Origin of the sequence: Desulfatibacillum alkenivorans DSM 16219, assembly GCF_900142135.1 — a bacterium.
Lineage (GTDB): Bacteria > Desulfobacterota > Desulfobacteria > Desulfobacterales > Desulfatibacillaceae > Desulfatibacillum > Desulfatibacillum alkenivorans.
In genome coordinates this window covers 1-20,100 of the sequence record NZ_FQZU01000055.1, presented here as the reverse complement: position 1 = coordinate 20,100, position 20,100 = coordinate 1, and the positions used below count along the sequence as shown (strand labels likewise).

General features: G+C 57.6%; 26 protein-coding genes. 18 read left to right on the top strand and 8 right to left on the bottom strand.

Annotation, left to right across the window (positions count from 1 at the left end):
* The first annotated feature begins 7 nt into the window (after nucleotides 1-7).
* From BUE18_RS28135 to BUE18_RS24985, 17 genes are all read left to right on the top strand, one after another.
* Complete coding sequence (locus tag BUE18_RS28135; protein ID WP_170868464.1) at nucleotides 8-178, top strand: SPRY domain-containing protein; 171 nt, start codon at nucleotides 8-10, stop codon at nucleotides 176-178.
* Entirely contained in the window at nucleotides 150-365 is a 216-nt protein-coding gene (locus BUE18_RS25060; protein WP_073478885.1) for a hypothetical protein, read from the top strand. Before BUE18_RS28135 ends, BUE18_RS25060 begins: the two co-directional genes overlap by 29 nt.
* A 3-nt stretch (nucleotides 366-368) precedes the next feature.
* Nucleotides 369-1,700 carry a terminase large subunit domain-containing protein gene (locus tag BUE18_RS25055; RefSeq protein ID WP_073478884.1) on the top strand — a complete coding sequence of 444 codons (1,332 nt, stop codon included), beginning with the start codon at nucleotides 369-371 and terminating at the stop codon, nucleotides 1,698-1,700.
* Between the two features lie 35 nt (nucleotides 1,701-1,735).
* Entirely contained in the window at nucleotides 1,736-3,667 is a 1,932-nt protein-coding gene (locus BUE18_RS25050) for a portal protein (RefSeq protein ID WP_139264920.1), read from the top strand.
* Nucleotides 3,624-4,016: a hypothetical protein gene (locus BUE18_RS25045; protein WP_073478882.1), complete on the top strand. Its 393-nt coding sequence runs from the start codon at nucleotides 3,624-3,626 to the stop codon at nucleotides 4,014-4,016. The genes BUE18_RS25050 and BUE18_RS25045 overlap by 44 nt, the downstream gene beginning before the upstream one ends.
* Before the next feature lie 74 nt (nucleotides 4,017-4,090).
* Complete coding sequence (locus BUE18_RS25040; protein ID WP_073478881.1) at nucleotides 4,091-4,804, top strand: hypothetical protein; 714 nt, start codon at nucleotides 4,091-4,093, stop codon at nucleotides 4,802-4,804.
* A gap of 3 nt (nucleotides 4,805-4,807) precedes the next feature.
* Nucleotides 4,808-5,752, top strand: coding sequence for a N4-gp56 family major capsid protein (locus BUE18_RS25035; protein ID WP_015948707.1), 945 nt, complete (start codon nucleotides 4,808-4,810; stop codon nucleotides 5,750-5,752).
* A 51-nt stretch (nucleotides 5,753-5,803) separates the two neighbouring features.
* Complete coding sequence (locus BUE18_RS25030) at nucleotides 5,804-6,217, top strand: hypothetical protein (RefSeq protein ID WP_073478880.1); 414 nt, start codon at nucleotides 5,804-5,806, stop codon at nucleotides 6,215-6,217.
* 58 nt (nucleotides 6,218-6,275) lie between these two features.
* On the top strand, nucleotides 6,276-6,578 hold the full coding sequence (locus BUE18_RS25025; RefSeq protein WP_073478879.1) for a hypothetical protein: 303 nt from the start codon (nucleotides 6,276-6,278) through the stop codon (nucleotides 6,576-6,578).
* Between the two features lie 28 nt (nucleotides 6,579-6,606).
* On the top strand, nucleotides 6,607-7,248 hold the full coding sequence (locus tag BUE18_RS25020) for a hypothetical protein (RefSeq protein WP_073478878.1): 642 nt from the start codon (nucleotides 6,607-6,609) through the stop codon (nucleotides 7,246-7,248).
* A gap of 27 nt (nucleotides 7,249-7,275) precedes the next feature.
* Nucleotides 7,276-8,079 (top strand): phage tail protein, encoded by an 804-nt coding sequence (locus BUE18_RS25015; RefSeq protein ID WP_073478877.1) that lies wholly within the window; start codon nucleotides 7,276-7,278, stop codon nucleotides 8,077-8,079.
* 8 nt (nucleotides 8,080-8,087) lie between these two features.
* Entirely contained in the window at nucleotides 8,088-9,701 is a 1,614-nt protein-coding gene (locus BUE18_RS25010; protein ID WP_073478876.1) for a hypothetical protein, read from the top strand.
* On the top strand, nucleotides 9,698-9,964 hold the full coding sequence (locus BUE18_RS25005; RefSeq protein ID WP_073478875.1) for a hypothetical protein: 267 nt from the start codon (nucleotides 9,698-9,700) through the stop codon (nucleotides 9,962-9,964). Before BUE18_RS25010 ends, BUE18_RS25005 begins: the two co-directional genes overlap by 4 nt.
* The gene (locus BUE18_RS25000) at nucleotides 9,931-10,401 is read left to right on the top strand and encodes a GNAT family N-acetyltransferase (protein WP_073478874.1); all 471 of its coding nucleotides are present in this window, start codon (nucleotides 9,931-9,933) and stop codon (nucleotides 10,399-10,401) included. The genes BUE18_RS25005 and BUE18_RS25000 overlap by 34 nt, the downstream gene beginning before the upstream one ends.
* A gap of 2 nt (nucleotides 10,402-10,403) precedes the next feature.
* Entirely contained in the window at nucleotides 10,404-11,183 is a 780-nt protein-coding gene (locus tag BUE18_RS24995) for a hypothetical protein (RefSeq protein WP_073478873.1), read from the top strand.
* A 19-nt stretch (nucleotides 11,184-11,202) separates the two neighbouring features.
* Nucleotides 11,203-11,427, top strand: a complete 225-nt coding sequence (locus BUE18_RS24990) for a hypothetical protein (protein WP_073478872.1) — start codon at nucleotides 11,203-11,205, stop codon at nucleotides 11,425-11,427.
* A 12-nt stretch (nucleotides 11,428-11,439) separates the two neighbouring features.
* A complete protein-coding gene (locus tag BUE18_RS24985) occupies nucleotides 11,440-11,886 on the top strand; it encodes a 3TM-type holin (protein ID WP_073478871.1) in 447 nt (148 codons plus the stop codon).
* A gap of 93 nt (nucleotides 11,887-11,979) precedes the next feature.
* On the opposite strand, the gene BUE18_RS24980 is transcribed toward BUE18_RS24985, so the two are convergent.
* The 5 genes from BUE18_RS24980 to BUE18_RS24960 all read right to left on the bottom strand — a co-directional run bounded on the left by BUE18_RS24980 (nucleotide 11,980) and on the right by BUE18_RS24960 (nucleotide 17,355).
* Entirely contained in the window at nucleotides 11,980-12,651 is a 672-nt protein-coding gene (locus tag BUE18_RS24980) for a TetR/AcrR family transcriptional regulator (protein WP_073478870.1), read from the bottom strand.
* 177 nt (nucleotides 12,652-12,828) lie between these two features.
* A complete protein-coding gene (locus BUE18_RS24975) occupies nucleotides 12,829-13,650 on the bottom strand; it encodes an SDR family NAD(P)-dependent oxidoreductase (protein ID WP_073478894.1) in 822 nt (273 codons plus the stop codon).
* Nucleotides 13,651-13,676: 26 nt separating this feature from the next.
* Nucleotides 13,677-15,275, bottom strand: a complete 1,599-nt coding sequence (locus BUE18_RS24970) for a phytoene desaturase family protein (RefSeq protein WP_073478869.1) — start codon at nucleotides 15,273-15,275, stop codon at nucleotides 13,677-13,679.
* Nucleotides 15,272-16,987 carry a phytoene desaturase family protein gene (locus BUE18_RS24965; protein ID WP_083611281.1) on the bottom strand — a complete coding sequence of 572 codons (1,716 nt, stop codon included), beginning with the start codon at nucleotides 16,985-16,987 and terminating at the stop codon, nucleotides 15,272-15,274. Before BUE18_RS24965 ends, BUE18_RS24970 begins: the two co-directional genes overlap by 4 nt.
* A complete protein-coding gene (locus tag BUE18_RS24960) occupies nucleotides 16,969-17,355 on the bottom strand; it encodes a hypothetical protein (protein WP_073478867.1) in 387 nt (128 codons plus the stop codon). Before BUE18_RS24960 ends, BUE18_RS24965 begins: the two co-directional genes overlap by 19 nt.
* A gap of 346 nt (nucleotides 17,356-17,701) precedes the next feature.
* Here BUE18_RS24960 and BUE18_RS24955 point away from each other — a divergent pair, with 346 nt between their 5' ends.
* Nucleotides 17,702-18,502: a putative zinc-binding metallopeptidase gene (locus tag BUE18_RS24955; protein ID WP_073478866.1), complete on the top strand. Its 801-nt coding sequence runs from the start codon at nucleotides 17,702-17,704 to the stop codon at nucleotides 18,500-18,502.
* 11 nt (nucleotides 18,503-18,513) lie between these two features.
* Here BUE18_RS24955 and BUE18_RS24950 read toward each other — a convergent pair whose 3' ends face one another.
* The 3 genes from BUE18_RS24950 to BUE18_RS24940 all read right to left on the bottom strand — a co-directional run.
* Complete coding sequence (locus BUE18_RS24950) at nucleotides 18,514-19,290, bottom strand: ankyrin repeat domain-containing protein (RefSeq protein WP_211482842.1); 777 nt, start codon at nucleotides 19,288-19,290, stop codon at nucleotides 18,514-18,516.
* Between the two features lie 37 nt (nucleotides 19,291-19,327).
* Nucleotides 19,328-19,843, bottom strand: a complete 516-nt coding sequence (locus BUE18_RS24945) for an IS630 family transposase (protein ID WP_073476582.1) — start codon at nucleotides 19,841-19,843, stop codon at nucleotides 19,328-19,330.
* A gap of 44 nt (nucleotides 19,844-19,887) precedes the next feature.
* On the bottom strand, nucleotides 19,888-20,100 hold a 213-nt coding region (locus BUE18_RS24940), incomplete at its 5' end, for a helix-turn-helix domain-containing protein (protein ID WP_139264738.1).

Below are 20,100 nucleotides of genomic sequence, written 5' to 3'. Positions count from 1 at the left end.
GAAGATCATGGAATGGGAAGAGTTGTTTGATGAATACGGTTACGGAAACGATCCGGACGGCGTATTGGGGGAGCCGCGCCCTATTACCGGAGGCGGATTCTTTGAAGAGCTGGACGAAGACTGGTTTTTAGGCGTTCCAGGAGAAAACCATGAGCCCTCAGCTTCAATCCAATCTTGAGCAGGAGTTGACGCAGGAGGTTGTCCTTCAATACCTGGAGGACGCCCGGGAAGGCGCCATGGAGGCCAAACAGTATTCCACGGCGATCCGGGCGGCGGAGTTAATGGGCAAGCATTTGGGAATGTTCGGGAAAAAGGAAGAACAGCCGGGCCCCATGGAGATCCGTTGGGCCGGAGAGGATTTATAGGGAATGCAAGAAAAAGCGCTGCAAATACATTCTGGTCCGCAAGGGTTTCACAGCGTGACGATTCCCTACCGCCCCCGCAGGCATCAATGGGAGATTCATCAGAACAAAAAGCGATTCTCCGTTTTGGTTTGCCACCGCAGGTTCGGAAAAACCGTGGCCGCAGTCAACGAGCTCATCATGAAAGCCTGCCAAAACCCCCTGCCTGCACCCAGGTACGCCTACATCGCCCCATTGTACAAGCAAGCCAAGAGCGTGGTCTGGGATTATTTGAAAAAGTTCGCAGGCGCCATTGACGGAACGACTTTTCACGAAACCGAACTGCGGTGCGACCTCCCTAACGGCGCACGCATCACCCTTTTGGGCGCGGACAACCCCGACCGCCTCAGAGGGATTTACCTGGACGGCGCGGTTCTGGACGAAATGGCCCAGATGCCCGAACGGGTCTGGGGGGAAATCATACGCCCCGCCCTATCCGACCGGCTGGGCTGGGCCATGTTCATCGGCACCCCCCGCGGGCACAACGCTTTTTACGATCTGTATCAGTTCGCCAAAAACGACCCGGACTGGTTTTGCGCCATGTATCGGGCTTCGGAAACCGGCATTGTTGGGCGAAATGAGTTGGACGCCGCCAAAAAGGAAATGACGCCCGAACAATATGAGCAGGAGTTTGAATGCAGTTTTTCCGCCGCCATCGTAGGCGCCTATTACGGGCCTTTGATCGCCCTGGCTGAAAAGGAAGGCCGCATCGTTTCCCTGCCCGTGGAGCGCGCCCTCCCCGTCCATACGGCCTGGGATTTGGGCGTGAGCGACTCCACCGCGGTGTGGTTTTTTCAGGTTTCGCCCGGCGGAGAAATCCGAGTGGTGGATTACCTGGAAGACGCCGGCCAGGGGCTGGATTATTATGTGCGAGCCCTGCGGGAGCGCGATTATCTGTACGGAACCCACTTGGCGCCCCACGACATCCGGGTTCGGGAATTGGGCACGGGAAAAAGCCGCCTGGAATCGGCAAAAAGCCTCGGCGTATCATTCTCCGTAGCGCCCAACCTGCCCCTGGCCGACGGCATCAATGCAGCCCGCTTGATCATTCCCCGTTGCTGGTTCGACCAGCATAAATGCGCCAAAGGCCTGGAAGCCCTTCGCCAATACAGGCGGGTTTACAACGAACGCACTGCCTGCTTTGGGGCCGTCCCCCATCACGACTGGACCAGCCACGCCGCCGACGCATTTCGTTACCTGGCCGTGGGCATGGACCTCTGTCAGCGGGAGTCCCTGGGCATGACCGCCTCCCAGGCCTGCCGGATGTATCAGCAATACGCCCCGCCCATGGGCGTTTGATTTTTATCGGAACCCTTCACCCCCTTGAGGAATCCATGAACGAAAACGACATCAAAAAGGATTTTACCCAGGCTTATGAGCGCGCTCACGCCTATTGGGCGCCTTTTCTGTCCGAAGCCAATACCGACCTCTCCGTCATGCTGGGCGACCAGTGGGACGCCTCGGCCAAACGCTACCTGGACAAACAGCGCCGGAGCGCCCTGGTTTTCAACAAAGTGCGGCGGGTGGTCAAGCTGATTGAGGGATACCAGCGGAAAAACCGGCTGGCCCTCAAGGTGGATCCCGTGGAAGGATCGGACCAGGCCACGGCCTCCCAGCTTTCCGCCCTGTGCCAATGGCAGATGCAGTCCTGCAACGCCTATCACGTCATGTCGGACGCCTTTTCCGCGGGCGCCCTCAAAACCGGCGTCAACCTGGTCAATCTTTTTGTGGATTACTCCCGCGATCCCCTGAACGGAGACATCAGGATCAAGCGGGCGCCCCACAACCGGTTTTTGCTGGACCCGGCTTTTTCGGAGCGGGACTTGTCGGATTGCAATTACATCTGCCGCCGGGAGCTGTTGACCAAGGACGCCGTCCGATCCATTTTGCCCGCGGGCAAGCGGCATTTGATAGACAACATCAGCCCAAAGGGCGTTGCGGACGGCAAGTATGAATACGGCGCCCTGGCCCGCAATCCCGCCGGGGACAACCTGCTCCGGTACGACGAGTTCTGGACGCGCACCCACAAGCCCCTCACCATCCTTATGGATCCCGCCACAGGGCTGAGCCTGCCATGGAAAGGGGACGCCCAGACTCTGGAGCGCCTCCTTTCCGCCCACCCCGGACTGAAGATTTTTGAAACCATGCGCCGCAGCGTGGAACTGGCCGTGTTCGTGGAAGACCAGCTTATTCATCAGGGGCCGGAGCCGGGCGGGCTGGAGGATTTTCCTTTCGTCCCGGTGCTGGGCTTTTTCGAGCCGGAATACGACCAGGCGAGCTGGAAGCTCCAGGGGATCGTCCGGTGCATGCGCGATCCCCAGACCGAGGTGAACAAACGGCGCTCCAAGATGCTGGACATCATCGACTCCCAGATTTCCACAGGCTGGAAAGCCCGGGAAAACAGCGTGGTCAACCCGGAGGCCCTGTACCAAAGCGGCCAGGGCCAGGTGGTCTGGATGAAGGGCGATATGGATCAGGCCCAACGCCTGCTGCCTCCGGATATTCCCGCGGGCCTCATGCAGCTTTCGGAAATCCTGGATAAGGACATCATGGAGATCCCCGGCGCCAATTCAGAGCTCTTCGGCATGGCCGAGAGCGACCACATGCAGATTGCCGGAATCCTGGCCAAAATGCGACAGGCGGCCGGGCTGACCATTTTGCAGGATATCTTCGACAATTATCGTTTGGCGAAAAAACTGGTGGGCCAAAAGCTCATCAAGCTCATCCAGGCCAACTACACTCCGCAGAAGGTCTCCCGGATTTTAGGCCAGCCCCCGACGCGGGAGTTTTTTACCGGAGACTTCGGCAAGTACGACGCCATTCCCGTGGAAGGGGTTTTATCCGACTCACAGCGGCAGATGTATTTCGCCCAGCTTGTCAGCCTCAAGCAAATGGGCGCGCCCATTCCCTGGAAAGCCGTCCTGGACGCCGCGCCCATTGAGGACAAAGGCCGCCTGCAAGCCATGCTGGCGGAGGAGGAGAAGGCCAGAGCCTCCCAGGCCCAGGGGCAGTCCGCCCTCATGCGTCTGCAGAAAGACCTGGCCAGAGCCAAGATGCGCAACGATCTGGCAGGAGCGGCCCAAAAGCAGACTCAGGCCATGAAGAACCTGGCCGCCGAAACCGGGGAGCGGGTTCGCACCGCCCGGGAGATCGCACAAATGGACCGCGACGCCCTGCGTCAGGCCATGCCCGTCATTCGAAAAATGCAAAAGGAGCTCAACCATGCCGGAGATCATCGTCAAGCAGCCCAGCCTGTTCTCCCCTGACTCAACCCTGCTCATGGGCGACGCCCGGGCCATGATGGGCCGGGAGGTCATGGATCGGATTCGCAAGGTGGTGGATTCCTATCAGGGCAAAAAGGCCTATTACCTGTTGGTCGCCAGCCGTCAGGACCCTACGGACGAAAAGCGCATTCGCACCACCATCGTGCTTTCCGGCGTCCAACCTCCCAAGATGCTGGGAACCATGTGCTTCCACATCGACAATCAAAAGGGCCGGGCCAAACGGCTATGGGTGCTGCCTCTGGACCGCCCCAGCGTCATCAAGGCCCCGCCGGCCGGGTTGGTCCCTGAAATCGCCGCCGCAGCCAGGCGGTTGCCCATCATTCACGGTTAAGCCTGAAAACGGAAATTTTTCACTTTACTGAGTAATTGAGAGACGTCCCCTAAATGGGGAAAAAGGAGAAATCCATGGAAAACGTGCAAACGAACACGGGCGCAGAAAATCTTCCCGCCGCCGGGGAAGCAATCCATCAGACCGGGGCTGACGCCCCGGAGTCTGCAGCCGGAGCTTTGCCGCAGCAGGCAGGGCGGGAAGCCCCTCAAGAGGCGAAAACCGTGCCTTTGTCCGTGGTCCAAAGCGTGCGCGAGGAGTTGAAGAACGCCCGCGACCAGGCCGCTTTATACCGCAGGCAGTTGGATCTGGTGCGCAATCATCCGGCGTCCACGCCGGGAGTCCTGGACGGCATGGCCGAAGACGCCCCCCTGACCGTGGGGGAGGCCAGAAAAGCCCTGCAGGGCCAGGCGCATCAAATCGAGGCCCTGGCTTCCCAGCTTTCCTTTGCCGTGGCTAACCCCGGCTTCGCCAAGACCATCAAGGAACATTTACCCCAGGTGCTTAAAAGCAACCCCGGCCTTATGGACGTGATCCGCTACAGCGGCAATCCCCTGGCCGCGGCCTATTCCATCGCCCGCCTGTCGCCTTCCATGCAGGGCGGCGCCCAAGGGGACGTTGCTTCCCAGATGCAACGCATCCTGGCCAATTCCGAAAAGCCGGGATCGGCCAGCGCCGCGGCAGGCGGGTCCGGCATATCCGCAGCCAGCCGCATCGCCAAAATGAGCGACGCGGAGTTTTCCGCGTACAAGGAGCAGGTCAAGGCCGGAAAAATCAAAATCGGAGGTTAAACCATGCCAGACAATCTGACCACCACCACGCAGGTGGACCCCGCAGTCAGCCTGTTTTACGACAAGGTGCTTTTGGATGCAGCCAAGCCGGAGCTGGTGCACGAGCTTTTCGCCCAGAACAGGCCCCTGCCCCAAAAAAGCGGAAACACCATCAAGTTTCGGAGGTACTCCAACCTTTCCACGGCGGTCACGCCTTTGACCGAAGGGATTACGCCCCCCGGCCAGAAGCTTTCCAAGACCGATCTTTCGGCCAGCATTTCGTGGTACGGCGACTTCGTGCATATCACGGACGTGGTGGACCAGACCGTGGAGGACGAGGAATGGACCATCGCCGGCGAAAAGCTGGGATTCCAGGCCGGCCAGACCCGGGACGAAATCGTCCGGGACATCATCGCCTCCTGCGCCAGCGCCACGGATGCTTCCAAGGGAAGCAACGGCTCCACCCCTACGGAAGTCACCAAGGGCGACATCGACGGCATTGTAAAGATTCTCCTGGGCTACAACGCCAAGATGATCGCCCCCAGGGTGGACGCAGGCCAGGGCGTTGGCACCTCGCCGGTGCGCCGCGCGTATTGGGGAATCATGCATACGGATCTTGTGGACGATCTGGAGAACGTGGACGGCTTCAAGTCCACCGTGGAGTACGGTTCCCAGGATTCGGTCATGGATGCGGAATGGGGCGCCACGGGCAATGTGCGGTGGCTCATGACGTCCGAGGCTTACAAGGTTTCGGGCAGCCCCGATCAGTATTACCTGCCCATCATGGCCAAGGACGGCCTGGGCGTTTCCGACCTGGAAGGCTCCCTTAAGAACGTCCGTAAGGGTTTTGGCGCAGGAGGCTCGGACGATCCCCTGGACCAGCGCGCCACTTCCGGCTGGAAAATGGCCTTTGTCGCCCGGATTCTCAACGACGAGTTCATCCACATTCTCAAGGCCACTCATTCCTGACAACCCCGCCGGCTTACGGCGTCCATCCCTTATCACGGAGGCAAGACGACCATGCATGAATCCGTCATTGTGAAATTTCAGGCTGACGGCAATCCCTGCAATCTGGAGCTTGGTTTTGTTCCCGACTTTGCGGAGATTTACAACCTGAACGCTACGTTCGGCTCTCCCTTTAAAATTGAGTGGAGTCCGCTTTTCGGCGAAGGCAAGGAGATTTGGCATAACCGCATCGCTGACAACACAACCACCGGCGCCTCGTCCATCTATTACAAGGCCAGCGGCGGCTACATCTCCGCGTACCAGGGGCTGGCCTACGATCCGGGAACGGAAAACGACGACTCCGATCCGGCAGGCGCCCGGGGATTTTCCGGGATCACCATCGCCGCCGGGTTTATGAGCGACGACGATGCAATCCTGGTGAGAGCGCATAGAAGCCTGCGCCTGGAAGACCTGGGCGACATCGGCTGATAATCCTTTAAAATAGGCCCGGGGATTCGTCCCCGGGCTGAATATGGAGAATGCAATCATGGCAAAGACGAGCAAAAATCAAAGTCCCGACCTCGGCCCCCTGTTGCGCGTCCAGTTTATGAACAACGAAAACCGCGGCGTGGACGTTTCGTTCAACTATCAGGGCGCGCACTTCGGCCCCCTGGAGGACGGCAAGGAATACGACCTGCCCGAAAAGGTGGTGCAACACCTGAACAGCCTGTCCACCCCCCGCATGGAATACCGCTCCGACCCGGCCACCGGCCAGATGAAGTCCGTCAACATTGGCTCGGTGCACCGGTTTTCCTGCCATCCGGTTTCCGTCCCCCAGGCGGCCGTATAACCCTTGAAGACGCAAAAGGACTTACGCCATGGAATGGAACCTATCCCAAATTAAAGCCAAGGTGCGAAAACTCACGGGCAGGCCCGACGCCGGGCAGCTTTCGGAAGAGGATTTGCTGCAGGCCGTAAATCAATACTATGTGAACATGCTTCCCCAGGAGGCGAACACGCTGGAAATGCAGTCCTGGCGAGAGATCAGCCTCACATCCTCCGGCGACGGAGAGTACAGCCTGGAAGCATCCGACCTGGTCCTGGCGGCCCCCTTCACCCTCACGGATCAGGAAGGCGCGGCCTTCCCCCTGGACCGCTTTACGGACCCGGCCTTGTTCTTTCGCCGCTATCCCGAATCCGAAACTCAACGCGCCCGGCCCGAGGCCTGCCTTATTTTCGGGCGAACCCTGTATGTCCGCCCTTTGCCGGACGGGAATTACACCCTGAAGGCCGCCTCCGTAAACGCGCCCATTCCTTTTGAGGAGGACTCCGACCTTCCCCTGGATTCCAAGTGGGGTCCCTTGATCGCTTACGGAGCGGCCATGGAGATTCTTCAGGAAAACGGCGAGGATTCGGAGGCGGCCAGCCTGCGCAACGCCTACGCGTTTCATTTGAACTCCATCGTCCGCAAGCAACTCCGGCAGATTCCTTTGGAAAAAAGGGCGGCGCCCGGCTTTTAATCCCGCTTAATCCCACAGGAGGAAACAATGACAACCTGGGACGCATCATTTGAAACCATACCGGCCGACAGCGACAATATCAGCGCCGGCGCCGGGGTGATCCGGACTTTGAAGTCAGCGGTCCGGGAGCGCATGGCCAAGGACCATTACATGGCGCTGGACGGCGATGACGGAGACCATGGAGAGCACGGCAAGGTGACTTTTCACCACCCCCTGGCCTCCAACCCATCCACTGAAGAGGACAAAGGGGTTTTGTACACCATGGACGTGGACGACACCGCCGAGCTTCACTGGAAGGATGAAGGCGGCAATGTGCTGACGCTCACCGCCCAGGGCGCCATCAATTACACCCCGGACGAAAGCCTGATCAACCCCACGGGTTCGGTAGTCGCGTTCATGGGCGCCTCGGCGCCTTCAGGCTGGCTGGAATGCAACGGAGCCGCCGTCTCCCGCACGACTTATGAGAGCCTGTTTGATGTCATCTCCACCATGTACGGCGTGGGGAACGGCTCCACCACCTTTAATCTGCCCGATCTGCGGGGCTATTTTCTGCGCGGCTGGGACCATGGCGCCGGGGTTGACCCCGACGCGGCGGCCCGAACGGACCGGGGCGACGGGACCTGCGGGGATTATGTCGGCACTGTCCAGGAAGACGCCTTTGAAGAGCATGACCATGATTTTGACTATTATGGAGCCGCATCCGAAGACAGAATGGACGGCGTGAACAGCGCTGCAGAAAGGCTGAGTATGTCCGCAAGCACGGATACGGCCGGCGGCAGCTCGGAGACCCGTCCGAAAAACGTGGCGGTTATGTACATCATCAAAACGTGAGGTTTGCCATGCAATCCTACCAGCCCTTTTTAATCGCGGATTTTTCCACCGGCCTGGAGCTTGGCAAAGAGCCCTGGCTGCTGCCCAAAGACGCATTCACCACCATGAACGACGCCCTTATTCATCGGGGCGTTTTGGAAAAGCGGAAGGGCTATGCACCCTTTGCGTCCACGGGCCAGGGCCTGGCCATTACGGGCATTTTTCACCTGAAGGACGCCCAGGGCGCCAGGATTCAACTGGTTGCGGATCAATCCTATCTTTACGAAAGCGACAGCTCAGGCCTGACCCCGGTCAGCCATTCTCAGCGAGGCGCGAATCCGGTCTGGACCGGTTCGGCATCCAGCTTCATCCATTGGGCCAATTGGCAGGGCAGGGTGTTCATGACCAACAACCAGCCCGTCCTGGGAGAGACGACCGCCGGAGACGGAACCGGCCTGGACGGCATTCAGGTTTACGACGGCTCGGTGTTTGAGGCCTTGCGTCCGGACCTTTCCGGCTCGGGCGACTATGTGGACCAGTGCGCGCTCATCATGGTGCATAAGGAGCGGCTGATTTTGTTTTCCACCCTGGAAAACGGGGCCATGCATCTGCAGCGGGCCAGATGGTGCAAGCCGGGAGACCCGGAAGACTGGACCAACGACGGATTTGTGGATGCGCCCACCGGGGAAATGATCCGGGGCGCGGCCTATATCCGGGACGAAATCGCAGTCTGGTTCGAGCAGTCCGTCTGGCTGCTGCGTTACACCGGGGACGCGGACCTGCCGTTCCGATGGGAAAAGGTTTCTTCCGTGGACGGCTGCGACGCGCCTTTTTCCACGGCTTCTTTCCAAGACAAAAGCCTGGCCCTGGGCAAGGCCGGCCCCGTACTTACGGACGGCCTGGACGCCTGCCGGGTGGACGAAAAAATCCCCAATCTGGCCTTGGGTTTTGATCAGGACCACATGGACGTCTGCTTTGGCATGGTTCTGGAGGATCAAAGCCAGTATTGGCTGTTGTTCCCTTTTGCGGGCAGCGAGTCGGCGGACCGGGTGTTGGTCCTGAATTACGACAACTGGACCTGGAGCATCTACAACCTGGCCTTTAATTGCCTGGGGTACCACACTCTGGATCAAAGCATTATCTGGCTGGCCTCCCCGCCCAACCCGGTTAAGGACATGTCCGGCGTCTCCTGGAGCGCCTGCTCGGAAAAATGGGTGAGCAATGCGGCGCAGGCCGGATACCCCTTGGTCCTGGCCGGAGACCGGGAGGGCCGAGTGTTTCAGGTGAACCACACCACCTCGGACGGAGACGGCGCAGCCATCGGCTTTGAAGTGGTTTCCGGAAGGTGGAATCCGTACCGCGAGCAAGGCGTGAAAGCCCGTCTGGGCCGGGTGGATTTTCTGCTGGAGACGGGCTCGAACCAGACATTGAACGTGGACTTTTTCAAAGACGCCTCCCAGACCGCCTATCTCACGCGCCAGTTATCCTTTGACCGGGAGGGTGAAAAAGCCTGGGTTCGCTTGTATTCCGGGGCCACGGGCTCTTTTCACCGGATTCGCCTTTACCAAAACGCAGCAGGCCAGAATATACGCATTCACGCTATTACGCCCTGGTTCAAGCCTGCGGGGAGGGTTGTATCATGAAGGTTCCGCCCAACTGCGACCTGCCGGTGTACAGCGAGCAAGCGGATATGACCGGCTTTTTCCGCTCGTTCACCCGCAGGCTGAAAAGCATCCTGGAGGAGCTGGCCCAGGCCGTGAACGCCAATGATGCGCGGGCCTCTCTAAGCGCGTCCTCGGGAGACGGCGCCGTCAAGATGGCGGGCGCCGGAGACGGAGAGAACACCGGCTGGATAGAAATCGAGGAGAACAAATGGATACCTTATTGGAGCAATCCCAACCCGTAACCGGCAGGGGCAAAGGCACGGGGCTCCGGTACATTCCCGTGCCGGATTTTTCCCTGGTTCCCCGCCGGCTGATAGAACAGGTCAAGCCCCGGCAATGCAGCCCGGATCAGCTTTACAGCCTGGGCCCCATGATCTGTAAAAATCCCTTCAACTTGCTGGGCGTGTTTGCGCCCATGGACCAAGGGTCTCCGGCTTTCGGCCAGATCAAGGGCTTTTTGTGGGCTTCAATCAACCCTTTGGACCGGAAAATCCACGTGCACATCCTGAGCGTGGATCCCGAGTACCAGGGCAAAGGCATTATCGAGGAAGCCGGGAACATTTTGGAGAAAATCCGGGCCCGGCAAAAGCTCAAGGGCGTTGTATTTAAAACCACACGGCCCAAAGCCATGGAGAAAATGGGCTTTAAACGGTCGGAAACCGTACTCATGGAGGCATGAAAATGGGAGATTTCGGAGATTTTTTATTCGGATCCACGGATGACGCCAAATATTTGGGCAATGTGGACACGCTGCTGCCGATCCAGAAAAGCAACCTGATCAACCTGAACCAGCTCCTGGCCGGCCAACTGGGCCAGGGCGTGGAGTCCTACGGCGGCCACATCAGTGCGGGAGTCAGCCCGTTGCAGCAACAGGGATTCGACCTGGTGAACCAGTTGATCCAGGGGGAAGGCGCCTACGGCCAGGGCCAAAACGCTTTGGCCTCGCTGTTGGGGGATTTTGACGAGATCGGCGTCAGGGAAGCCTGGGAGGCCTCGGTCAAAGACCCCATGATCCAAAACTGGCAGGATGAAATCCTGCCGGAAATCCAGGAGCATTACATCGCCGCCAACGCAGGGTCTTCCGGGGCCGCTACCCGGGCCATAACCGGCAGCGGCCAGGATCTGGCGGCCGATCTGGCTTCCAGCCTGTCCGCAAGCATGTACTCAGCAGAACAATCCCATCTGGACAGGCAGGCTTCTTCCCTGCCCCTGGCCCTGGACTACGCCCAAGCGCCCATTGACCTGGCCATGACGGCGGGGCGGACCCAACGGGATATCAGCGAAGAGCAATTGCTGGAGGAATACCGGAAGTGGGCCTATGAGCAGCCTTACAACAACCCATGGCTGTCGTATTTGAACCTGGGCCTGAACACCTCGGCCTTTGAGCCCATTGTCCAGGGGACTTCGTATCAGCCCGGGGCCTTGAATTCCCTGACCAATTTGATTTCGCTTTTCACCTAAAGGCGAGGGAGAGGCTGTCATGAACGGATTTGACATGATCGACAGGGATTACTGGATCAATAAAATGAGTCCCGAGCAACGGGACTGGACCATATACGAATATTTGAACGCCATCCACGCCAGACTGGCCGCCCTGGAACGCCGCAAGTGGATGCACCGGACCCTGAGCTTTGCCGGCGGAATTTTGGGCGGGGCCGGGGTGGTGGTCATCTATTGGCAGTTTTTCCGGGACCTGGTCTTGTGAAAGGAGGCCGACATGAGCATTTTATCCAAGGTAGCCGGGCTGGGAATCGGGGAGATCGCCTCGGGCCTGGGGGACCTGGCCAAGGACATAAGGGCGGCCGTAACCGGCGAATTGTCCCAGGAGGATAAAGCCAGAGTGGAGCGAAAGCTCCTGGACCTCCAGGGCATCGCCCAGGAAACCGGGGCGCGGCTTTTCGAGGTTCAGGGCGATATCGTCAAGGCCGAAGCCCAGGGCGAAAGCTGGCTCCAGCGTAACTGGCGGCCCATCCTCATGATGTCCATCGTGGCCATTGTGGTGAACAACTACCTGTTGGTTCCCTACGGCCAGATTTTTTTTCCCGGCAGCGTCAAGGTCTTGGAGCTTCCCCCGGCCTTGTGGGAGTTGATGAAAATCGGCGTGGGCGGCTACGTGGTCGGCCGCACCGGAGAGAAAATGATACGGGAGTGGAAAGTAAAATAGTTTGCTGCATAAAAAAAGGGGAACGCAACGGTTTGAGTCTTCGTTCCCCTTTTTTCCGGCAACCAAATTGTGTGACTTGACGGTTGGGCGGCCTTACCGTTTGCCTCCCCACAGCCACAATTTCCGTTTTTCCGGGTTTGCCAGACCCCGCAACAGCAATCGGCCTGCCCTCTTGGCCATGGACTCCAGGGTTTCCCGGGAGAAAATGGTCTGACTGCCTCCCAGGGATAGAAGAATGACGCCTGTCACGGCGCCCAAAAATATGCCCGCTGCTTCCATGGGGTCAAAGTCGGGGTAGGTTTTGCCCTGCAACCCTTTTTCTATCTGAGCAACCACGATTCCATATCCGGCCTGCTCCAATTGAGTCACTCTGCTGCGGACTTCTTCCGAACAATTGGCGACCAGATCCGGCGTGGCTTCCACGGTGAACATGTGCAGATACTTTTCATGCTCCTTGGAAAACCGGGTCAGGACATCCAGGAAAGCGTCCACAAAATCGTCAGTGCTCATCTTTCCGGTTGGAATGGTTTCCATTTCCCTGACAAGGATTTCCATACCCTGGGCGCACACGCTTATAAACAGGTCATCCTTGTTCTTAAAATCCAGGTAAACGGTGCGCTTGCTGAAACCAGCCCGTTTGGCAATCTGCTCCACGGTGGCGCCGCGGTAACCCTTTTCAAAAAACAGGCTGCGCGCCGCTTCCAACACTTTTTCCTTGCGGTTTACGCCCGCCTTGCCAGCGCCCTTTTTTTGGGAAGCCCCCATTGCGTGCCCTTATGCCGGATGCCCTTAAGCCAAGACAGGAATCCACGGGGGGCTTTAAGCGCCGCCCTTTCTTCCCGGCATGAAAGCCGGCAGGCTTTCCCCCTGTTTGCATGGATCCCAGATGCCAGGCAAAGATACACTATAGGGAGGGGTAAGTCCAGAATCATGGCTTTTTCGCTATGGGCTTCTGTGACGGGCGCGAAATCGCTTGACCATCCACCGGGACGCAAACGGAAGGAGGTCAGGGTGGAAGCGGGTCGCCCACCACATGAGCTTGGCGTGCAGGGGAAAAACGATCATTCCCTGATTCCGCTTTACGCCCCGGACGATTACTCCGGCCGCCTTGCTAACGCTGTATAACGAAAAGGGGGCCAGGGCGAGGGCGTCTTCGGCGGTAGAGCGCACCATGTCGCCCCGTTTAATGAGATCCGTTTTGATATAGCCCGGGCACGCCACGCTTACATGAACTCCCAAGCCCGCAGCCTCCGCCCGCAGTGAATGGGATAATCCCACCACGGCGAATTTCGAGGTGTTGTAAGGCGTGCTCAGGGGCAGCGGGACCAGGCCGTAAAAGGACGCGATATTCACAATATGGCCGAATCCCTGGCGGGTCATGACCTCGTACGCCCCCAAGGTTCCGTAAATGACGCCCCATAAATTGACATCCATGATTTTGCTGAAATGGCCTGATGACATGTCCCGAACCTCTCCGCCCATGGATATTCCGGCATTGTTGAACATGTAATCCAGGCGCCCGCGTTTTTCCGCGGCGTCGAAAATCAGTTTTCGGACATCCTGTTCACGGGTTACGTCCAGGGGAAGCGCTTCGGCGCTTCCCCCGGTCTCCGCAATCAGGACGGCTGTTTCCTCTGCGTTGTCCGCGTCAACATCCGTTGCCGTCACATGGGCCCCCCGGCGCGCCAACTCCAGGCACAAAGCCCGGCCAATGCCTGCGCCTGCGCCCGTCACTATGGCGACTTTATTTTTGAATCCGGGCATATTTTCCCCCTGAATCATTGCGGTTATCAGAATGCAATCAGGCCTCTTTCTCTGGCCCGGCTCACAATTTCCGGCTCTCCCCATGCTTTGGCGACGCCAAAATCCTCCGCAATGATGTTTGCTCCTATATAACCGGGGCCGCCGATAATCATGCCGCCCGGGTACACGCTGGCGCCGCAAACGTAAAAGCCCTCAATGGGCGTCCGAACCTGGGAGCACGAATCATTGGGCCGGAAATACCCCATTTGCAAGGGTATGTACGCCCCTTGCTTGATGGAGCCCCTCACCATGTTGAGGATTTTCTTCTCAATATAGGTGGGCGGATACACAAAGGCGTCCATCACCTCCAGGTTGGGGGCGTAGGATTTCCATTCATCAAGGCACTGCTTGGCGTAATCATCCTTGATGGAATCCCAGTCGGCGTCGAAGGGAACCAGGGATTCCCACCTTCCTGAAACAAAGCCGTCTGGCGCCTGGATAGGGTCAAACAGCGAGGCGCAGGTAACATGGCCCTGTAGGCTGTCAGGCAGCATCCCGTCATGCAATTGGGAGTCGTGGTCCAGGATCGCTTCCGTGTCGTTAACGCCTAAAAACACGATCATGGCCTGGTTGACGTCCGGGCATTCATCGGAGCCCACATACCGTGGGGGCTGCCTGAGCCCCGCGTGAACGCCGAACAGGGAGGTTTCCTCCCATTGCCACTGCTTTGCCGCGTAAACCAGGTCGCCCGGAATCTCGTCTTCCTTAAAAAATTTCAGAAAATTCTGTTCGGGATCCACTGTGGAGACGACGGCATTCGCCGTGATTTCCACGCCGTCGGTGGTCACCACTCCGCTGGCTTTGCCGTTTTTCATGATTACCCTGGCAACCTGGGACATGTCCCTGATTTCTCCCCCCGCCTCCAGGACCGCCTTGTGCATGCCCGAGGACAACCGGTGGGACCCCCCTGCGCACAAGGCTGCATTGGTCATCCTGTATACGTAGAGAGGAAAAATATAGCCCAGGGCCTCGAACGGGGACAGGCCCCACATGGCGAACAGGTTAAGAATCCCCGCCTTGACCGGCTCGGAAAGCCCATAGATCTCGAGCATTTCCAGGGGCGTGAGCTCCGCTACCCGGCAAAACCGCCGCCCCACGTCGTCCCTGGCGGCTTCCAGGGCCTGAACCTGCTCCACGGGTGGAACCGCCGGAACATAGGTGCAGGGGATTAGTATTTTTTCCGAGTACTCGGCAAAGTCCCCATACATTTTCAAAAACTTTTCCGCATCCCCGGATGAAAAGTATTTGGCGATATGCCCGGCCGTCTTTTGGGGGTCGCGGTAAAAAACGAGAGGCTTGGAATCCTTGTTCACATAGGCGGCCTGCACTTCTGGATAAATGAATTTTACGCCGCGCTCCGCCAGCTCAAGGTCATGGAAAGCCGGCATGATTTCCGCCATCATGTGATAGATGGCATGGGGATTATGGCGGAATCCTGCGAACTCCAGTGTGTCCAGGCCCCCTCCGCATTCGTGCCTGGCTTCCAAAAGCACAACATCCAGGCCGGTTTTTGCCAGATACCCGGCGCACATGAGGCCGTTGGGGCCGGCGCCGATAATCACCACGTCGCATGATCTGTTTTTCATTGCGCCACCTCTGTCTCCGCCTGAATTCGGCCTCCGTTGGCCAACAACCAGTCAAAGGCCTTGTCCTTCCACCAGGATTGATCCCGAATGCCAAAATCCTCCGCCACTTCGCAGGCGGCGATATACCCGGAAGCCATCCACGAGGCCCCGAAAGGATGTATGGAATTGGAAAGATAAAGATTTTCCATGAACGTGCGGGCTCCTCCCCCCACGCAAACGCCGGGAACCGGCCTGTCAAAATAGAACTGATCGGGCCGGATGCTCCCTCCAAAGCAGTTGCCGTGAACGGCCGAGGGATTGTTCCTGAACATGTCCAGGGGCGAATACACCACCCTGTCCAGTATGAGCTTCTTGAACCCCGGGGCGTAGGATTCATAGGCGTCGGTAACGGCGTCCGCCAGGTCGTTTTTGATCCGGTCCCAGGATGCGAATCCATCCAGAGCCATGTTTTTCCATGCCTCCGGGGCGGGGGGAACGTCAAACCAGACAAAGGAAGTATGGCAGCCGGGGGGGGCCTGGCTTGAATCCACAATGGTCGGTATAAACCAGTTGGCCACGATGGGGTCGTGTATCCTGCGGGCGCCAAGGCTGGCAGCCAGCTCTTTCATTTTTTCCGTGTCGTCTCCGCCGAAGTATCCCATGGCGCATCGGTTGATTGCCTCGTCAAACCGGCTGGAGGCGAATTGGGGCTTTCCCGAAAGCGAGTAATAAACGCCCAGAAGATTCTGCTCGTCGTAGGAAAACCGTTCGATCCTGCCGGCTATTTCGGGCTTCATATGCTTTGCGCCAATGAGGTTGAGAAAGGTGGGAGCCGCGGTGAGGTTGCTCACCACCTTGGACGCCGTAATGGTCCGGCCGCCGTAAATCCCCTTTTCCGCCAGACGCACCCCCTGCGCCGCGCCGTTTTCCACCAGGATTTCCGAAACCGGACAAGAAGGCAGGATCTTGACTCCATAGGCCTTCGCCGCCTTGACCAGGGCGTGCGTGGCGCCGTGGGATCCTCCTTTTAATAGATGGACGGGAAACATGGGGCCGGTCATGAGGCCCAGCAGGGCCACCCCTAAAGCGCCAAGGCCTCTATGGGCCGGCGCCACCCCGGATATCCAGGAGAGGGACTGAATCATGGTCTTGATGTGTTCGGACTCGAACATCAGATCCAGCAGCTCGAAACCGTTCATGGCGTTTGTCTGCGCCCACGTGATATTCAGCCCGGCCATGCGGAAAAACTCGTCCAAAAAGGTCCCCACGGCCTCCTCGGCTTCCTTGCTGGGGCCGCAAAAAAGATAATTGTGCAGCATTTCCTGGATATGCATTATTTCGGGCAGAAAATGCTCCACCACCTTGTGCATCAGGGAGGCGTCCTTGCCGGACAGTTTTTCCCAATGCGCCGCCGTCTCCATGGGATCTGCGCATAACAAGGCGTTTTTCCCGTCGGAGAACGTCTTTGCATAAGCGATGTCCGACGCAACGAACTCCATGCCGAACCGCTCCAGGTCCAGGTCCCCCATGGCCGGACTTGTGGCGGTGATCATCCATGTGGTGTGCAGGTTATGCAAAAAACCGGGAATGCTCGGCTCGCACGACTCGCAATGCGCCCCGCATTCCCCCCTGGCCTCCAGCACCAGGGTTTTCAGGCCGGCCCTGCCCAGGTATCCCGCGCAGCAGAGCCCGCTCATCCCCCCTCCAATAATTATCACGTCATATTCAGGCATTTTTTCGATTCCCCTTGCTTAGTCTTTGCGGCTTGCGGCCTGCCTTTGCGCATCATGGTGTTGTAGGCGCGGAAAACCTTCTCCTCGATGGGCTCCCCCTCCTCCGCGTACTGCTTGCGGTTAAAGAGATACACCACGTAGCGGAAGGCGTTGGCGATCACCAGCCAGAGCATGGCCCAGTTGAAAAACATTTTGGCGAAGCCCCCGATGTCCTCGGGCTCCATCATGACCCGAAACTCCCAGTTGACCGGATCGCGCATGGCCCCCACAATGCACACATTGCCCGTTTCCGGGTCTTTGACCACCTTGTAATACCGAAAATCCATGCTGACCTCCGTCCTGCCCAGGCCTCTTGACCAGAGTTTCATAAATCCCCTCCTATCGCCGGCGCGTCTCGCCGGCGGCATGATGTGAGCGGGGCTACCCGATTTTGGTAACCCGCGGTTAGTAACCAATGGTTACCAAATGGCGCCTTACGACGCGTTGTGTCAAGAAAAAAAATCCCAAGGACATAGTATTGTCAAAGCAATTTCGAAGTAAATATTTGAATTTAATGCTATTTTATCTTAAGATCGAAATCTTTTTTCCGCCTGGACTTTATGACTCAAAACTACATTTCTCCATGATTGGACGCCTTCCCTTCCGGATCGCCCCTTCAATCCGCCTTTGATTATGCACGGGAATTGGGTTAGACTGCTTAAAAGGGAGGTTGAGATGCGCGTATTTTTCAGGAAAAATGGGCTGGCTGCGTTCTGGGCGCCGGTCCTGGCGGTATTGGTTTTGTTTGTCGCTGGCCCCGCCTCTGCCGACGAAAGAGGCGATGCGGACGCGGAAATCGAGTTCATGGCCAGTGCCTACGGAGTGCGCGTGCATTACGGGTATTCCTACGACGGATTTTTCCCCAAGGCGTGGCGCGACAAGCCCGGCTACGTCCACGGCCGTCAGGCCAGCCTGAAACAAGTGCTGAACGCGCTCCCCGTCATTCAGGAGTTCCTGGCCGCCTACCCTTCCGAGATTATCTCCGGCAGCCTCACCGACGTGTTTTTATTGGGCCGCCTGGAAATGATGGGCCACCCCATCGGCGGAACCTACGGGCCGTCCTGGCTGTACGTGATGGTTTCGCCCCATCTCAGCGAAAAGACCGTGCTTTCCACCCTCCACCACGAGTTTTCCAGCATTCTCATGCGCAAGCATCCCTTCCCCGTCAAAGAATGGGAGCAGGCCAACGAGCCGGGCTGGAAATACGCGGGCGGCAGCCGGAACATGATTGAGGAGATCGTCTCCCAGGGCGAGGATCACCAGCCCTTGAGCGCGGATTTGTTCGGCCGAGGTTTTTTGACCAGCTACGGACAAAGTTGCGTGGAGGACGATTTTAACGTGTACGCTTCCTGGCTGTTCACACGCCGTCAGGAGCTAAACTCCCTGGCCGAACAATACTCCCGCATCCGAAAAAAGCGCGACCTGTGTATTCGGTTTTACCAATCCCTCAGCCCGGAGTTTGACTTCGATATCTGATGCCACCAGCCTCACTGGTTGAGTTGCTGGGCGATGTATTCCGCAACCTCTGCGGCATGGGGGTAATACGGCTCGGACTTTATGACACTATCTTCATGATAAACGACACGCGTTCCGAACTGCCCGGCGAATTCCCGGACCCGCTCCAATTGGGCCTGGTTCGCATACAGCCCCTGAGTTTCCAGGTATTGCAGGAATGTTACGTCAGTGAATTCGGAGTTGATCACGGCGTCCATGAAGGTTTCCCCTTCTACAAACAAATCGGGAAAAGCCGCCTCCCCCTGGCTCTCGCGAATCCGGAAAATTTCGTGAGATTCAAGTTTAAGCTGGCGCTGGTCCAATGCCAGGTTTTCAAGATCATAGCCTTCTTCCAGGAGAATGCTCACCATGGCCGGGTTGGCGGTCCTGGCTACTTCGTATACATGCACATCCTGCAGTTCAAATCCCAAATCCATCAGGCGACGGGCCATATCCCCAAAACTGCTTGAATTAATAGCCAGGGAAAGAGCGTCCGGCCTGGCGGATTCCACATCCCAAGGAGAGGCGCCCTGTTCCAGAAAAAAATCCAACATTTCAATATTACCGGCTATAATAGCGGCGCGCAGCCCCCACAAACCCGAGTCGCCGGAAAGATCAACGCCATGATCAGCTAAAAATTGCAGTCCCTCAATATTTCCCTTTACAGCGGCGGTGGCGGCGAGGTCTCTGCCAGGCGGCTCCAGATCCGCTCCCAACTCGTACAACTTCCGGACCACATCCATTTTGAGTTCCCTCAGGGCTATTTCCATCAGGGTCATTTTGGCGGGATTGATACCAAGTTGCAATCTAATGAGTAGTTTTTCTTAGGTAGGGAAAATTAGTCATTGAACGAACTTTGCCAGGATCATCCATGAGTTCTAGCAAGCCTTTACATAGCTGCGCCTCCACCTGATCCAGAGAATTCAGTGCTTTGTTATGAAAATGCTTTTCTCGCAGCTCTTCCCATATGTGCTCAACAGGATTCAATTCAGGACTATGAGGCGGTTGTTTGATCAATCGTATGTTTTCCGGCACTTCAAGGCTTTTTGAGACATGCCAGCCAGCCCCATCCACGAGCATGAGGATAAAATGCTTCGGATATAATTCTGACACATGTCTCAAGAACATGGACATCATCTGGCTATTGGCCCATGGAAGGACCAGTGCGGCCATCTCCCCGGAGTTCGGACAGACTGCGGCATAGGCATAGATGTACTTGCGGACTATTTGCCTGGGGGCTTTGGGCCGTATTCCCGCAGGAGCCCATGTGCGCCGGACGTCGTTTATTCGCCCAAACCTCCCCTCGTCCTGTGCAAAAAGCATGACCGGCCTATCATCCTCGGGTGCCCTGAAGTCCAGAGCCTCTTTTACAATGTCCGGGAATTTTTTTTAAAGTCCTCTTGTTGCTTGGCGTCACTCTGAACATGAACAGTTCTTGGAACAATTTTTCTCCATCCGTGACGCTTAAGCATTCGATATACTGTTGTTTTATGCACTGAATGCCCTAAGCGCCCTTCCAGTTTGGCCTTGATTTCCATTGCGGTTGCAATCTTACCGGTAAGAGCCTGCTCCTGGAAGGG

Excerpts from the sequence above, each read along its gene's own strand:
- BUE18_RS28135 (WP_170868464.1), top strand. The coding sequence starts at position 8 with ATGGAATGGGAAGAGTTGTTTGATGAATACGGTTACGGAAACGATCCG.
- BUE18_RS25060 (WP_073478885.1), top strand. The coding sequence starts at position 150 with ATGAGCCCTCAGCTTCAATCCAATCTTGAGCAGGAGTTGACGCAGGAG.
- BUE18_RS25055 (WP_073478884.1), top strand. The coding sequence starts at position 369 with ATGCAAGAAAAAGCGCTGCAAATACATTCTGGTCCGCAAGGGTTTCAC.
- BUE18_RS25050 (WP_139264920.1), top strand. The coding sequence starts at position 1,736 with ATGAACGAAAACGACATCAAAAAGGATTTTACCCAGGCTTATGAGCGC.
- BUE18_RS25045 (WP_073478882.1), top strand. The coding sequence starts at position 3,624 with ATGCCGGAGATCATCGTCAAGCAGCCCAGCCTGTTCTCCCCTGACTCA.
- BUE18_RS25040 (WP_073478881.1), top strand. The coding sequence starts at position 4,091 with ATGGAAAACGTGCAAACGAACACGGGCGCAGAAAATCTTCCCGCCGCC.
- BUE18_RS25035 (WP_015948707.1), top strand. The coding sequence starts at position 4,808 with ATGCCAGACAATCTGACCACCACCACGCAGGTGGACCCCGCAGTCAGC.
- BUE18_RS25030 (WP_073478880.1), top strand. The coding sequence starts at position 5,804 with ATGCATGAATCCGTCATTGTGAAATTTCAGGCTGACGGCAATCCCTGC.
- BUE18_RS25025 (WP_073478879.1), top strand. The coding sequence starts at position 6,276 with ATGGCAAAGACGAGCAAAAATCAAAGTCCCGACCTCGGCCCCCTGTTG.
- BUE18_RS25020 (WP_073478878.1), top strand. The coding sequence starts at position 6,607 with ATGGAATGGAACCTATCCCAAATTAAAGCCAAGGTGCGAAAACTCACG.
- BUE18_RS25015 (WP_073478877.1), top strand. The coding sequence starts at position 7,276 with ATGACAACCTGGGACGCATCATTTGAAACCATACCGGCCGACAGCGAC.
- BUE18_RS25010 (WP_073478876.1), top strand. The coding sequence starts at position 8,088 with ATGCAATCCTACCAGCCCTTTTTAATCGCGGATTTTTCCACCGGCCTG.
- BUE18_RS25005 (WP_073478875.1), top strand. The coding sequence starts at position 9,698 with ATGAAGGTTCCGCCCAACTGCGACCTGCCGGTGTACAGCGAGCAAGCG.
- BUE18_RS25000 (WP_073478874.1), top strand. The coding sequence starts at position 9,931 with ATGGATACCTTATTGGAGCAATCCCAACCCGTAACCGGCAGGGGCAAA.
- BUE18_RS24995 (WP_073478873.1), top strand. The coding sequence starts at position 10,404 with ATGGGAGATTTCGGAGATTTTTTATTCGGATCCACGGATGACGCCAAA.
- BUE18_RS24990 (WP_073478872.1), top strand. The coding sequence starts at position 11,203 with ATGAACGGATTTGACATGATCGACAGGGATTACTGGATCAATAAAATG.
- BUE18_RS24985 (WP_073478871.1), top strand. The coding sequence starts at position 11,440 with ATGAGCATTTTATCCAAGGTAGCCGGGCTGGGAATCGGGGAGATCGCC.
- BUE18_RS24980 (WP_073478870.1), bottom strand. The coding sequence starts at position 12,651 with ATGGGGGCTTCCCAAAAAAAGGGCGCTGGCAAGGCGGGCGTAAACCGC.
- BUE18_RS24975 (WP_073478894.1), bottom strand. The coding sequence starts at position 13,650 with ATGCCCGGATTCAAAAATAAAGTCGCCATAGTGACGGGCGCAGGCGCA.
- BUE18_RS24970 (WP_073478869.1), bottom strand. The coding sequence starts at position 15,275 with ATGAAAAACAGATCATGCGACGTGGTGATTATCGGCGCCGGCCCCAAC.
- BUE18_RS24965 (WP_083611281.1), bottom strand. The coding sequence starts at position 16,987 with ATGCCTGAATATGACGTGATAATTATTGGAGGGGGGATGAGCGGGCTC.
- BUE18_RS24960 (WP_073478867.1), bottom strand. The coding sequence starts at position 17,355 with ATGAAACTCTGGTCAAGAGGCCTGGGCAGGACGGAGGTCAGCATGGAT.
- BUE18_RS24955 (WP_073478866.1), top strand. The coding sequence starts at position 17,702 with ATGCGCGTATTTTTCAGGAAAAATGGGCTGGCTGCGTTCTGGGCGCCG.
- BUE18_RS24950 (WP_211482842.1), bottom strand. The coding sequence starts at position 19,290 with ATGGAAATAGCCCTGAGGGAACTCAAAATGGATGTGGTCCGGAAGTTG.
- BUE18_RS24945 (WP_073476582.1), bottom strand. The coding sequence starts at position 19,843 with ATGCTTTTTGCACAGGACGAGGGGAGGTTTGGGCGAATAAACGACGTC.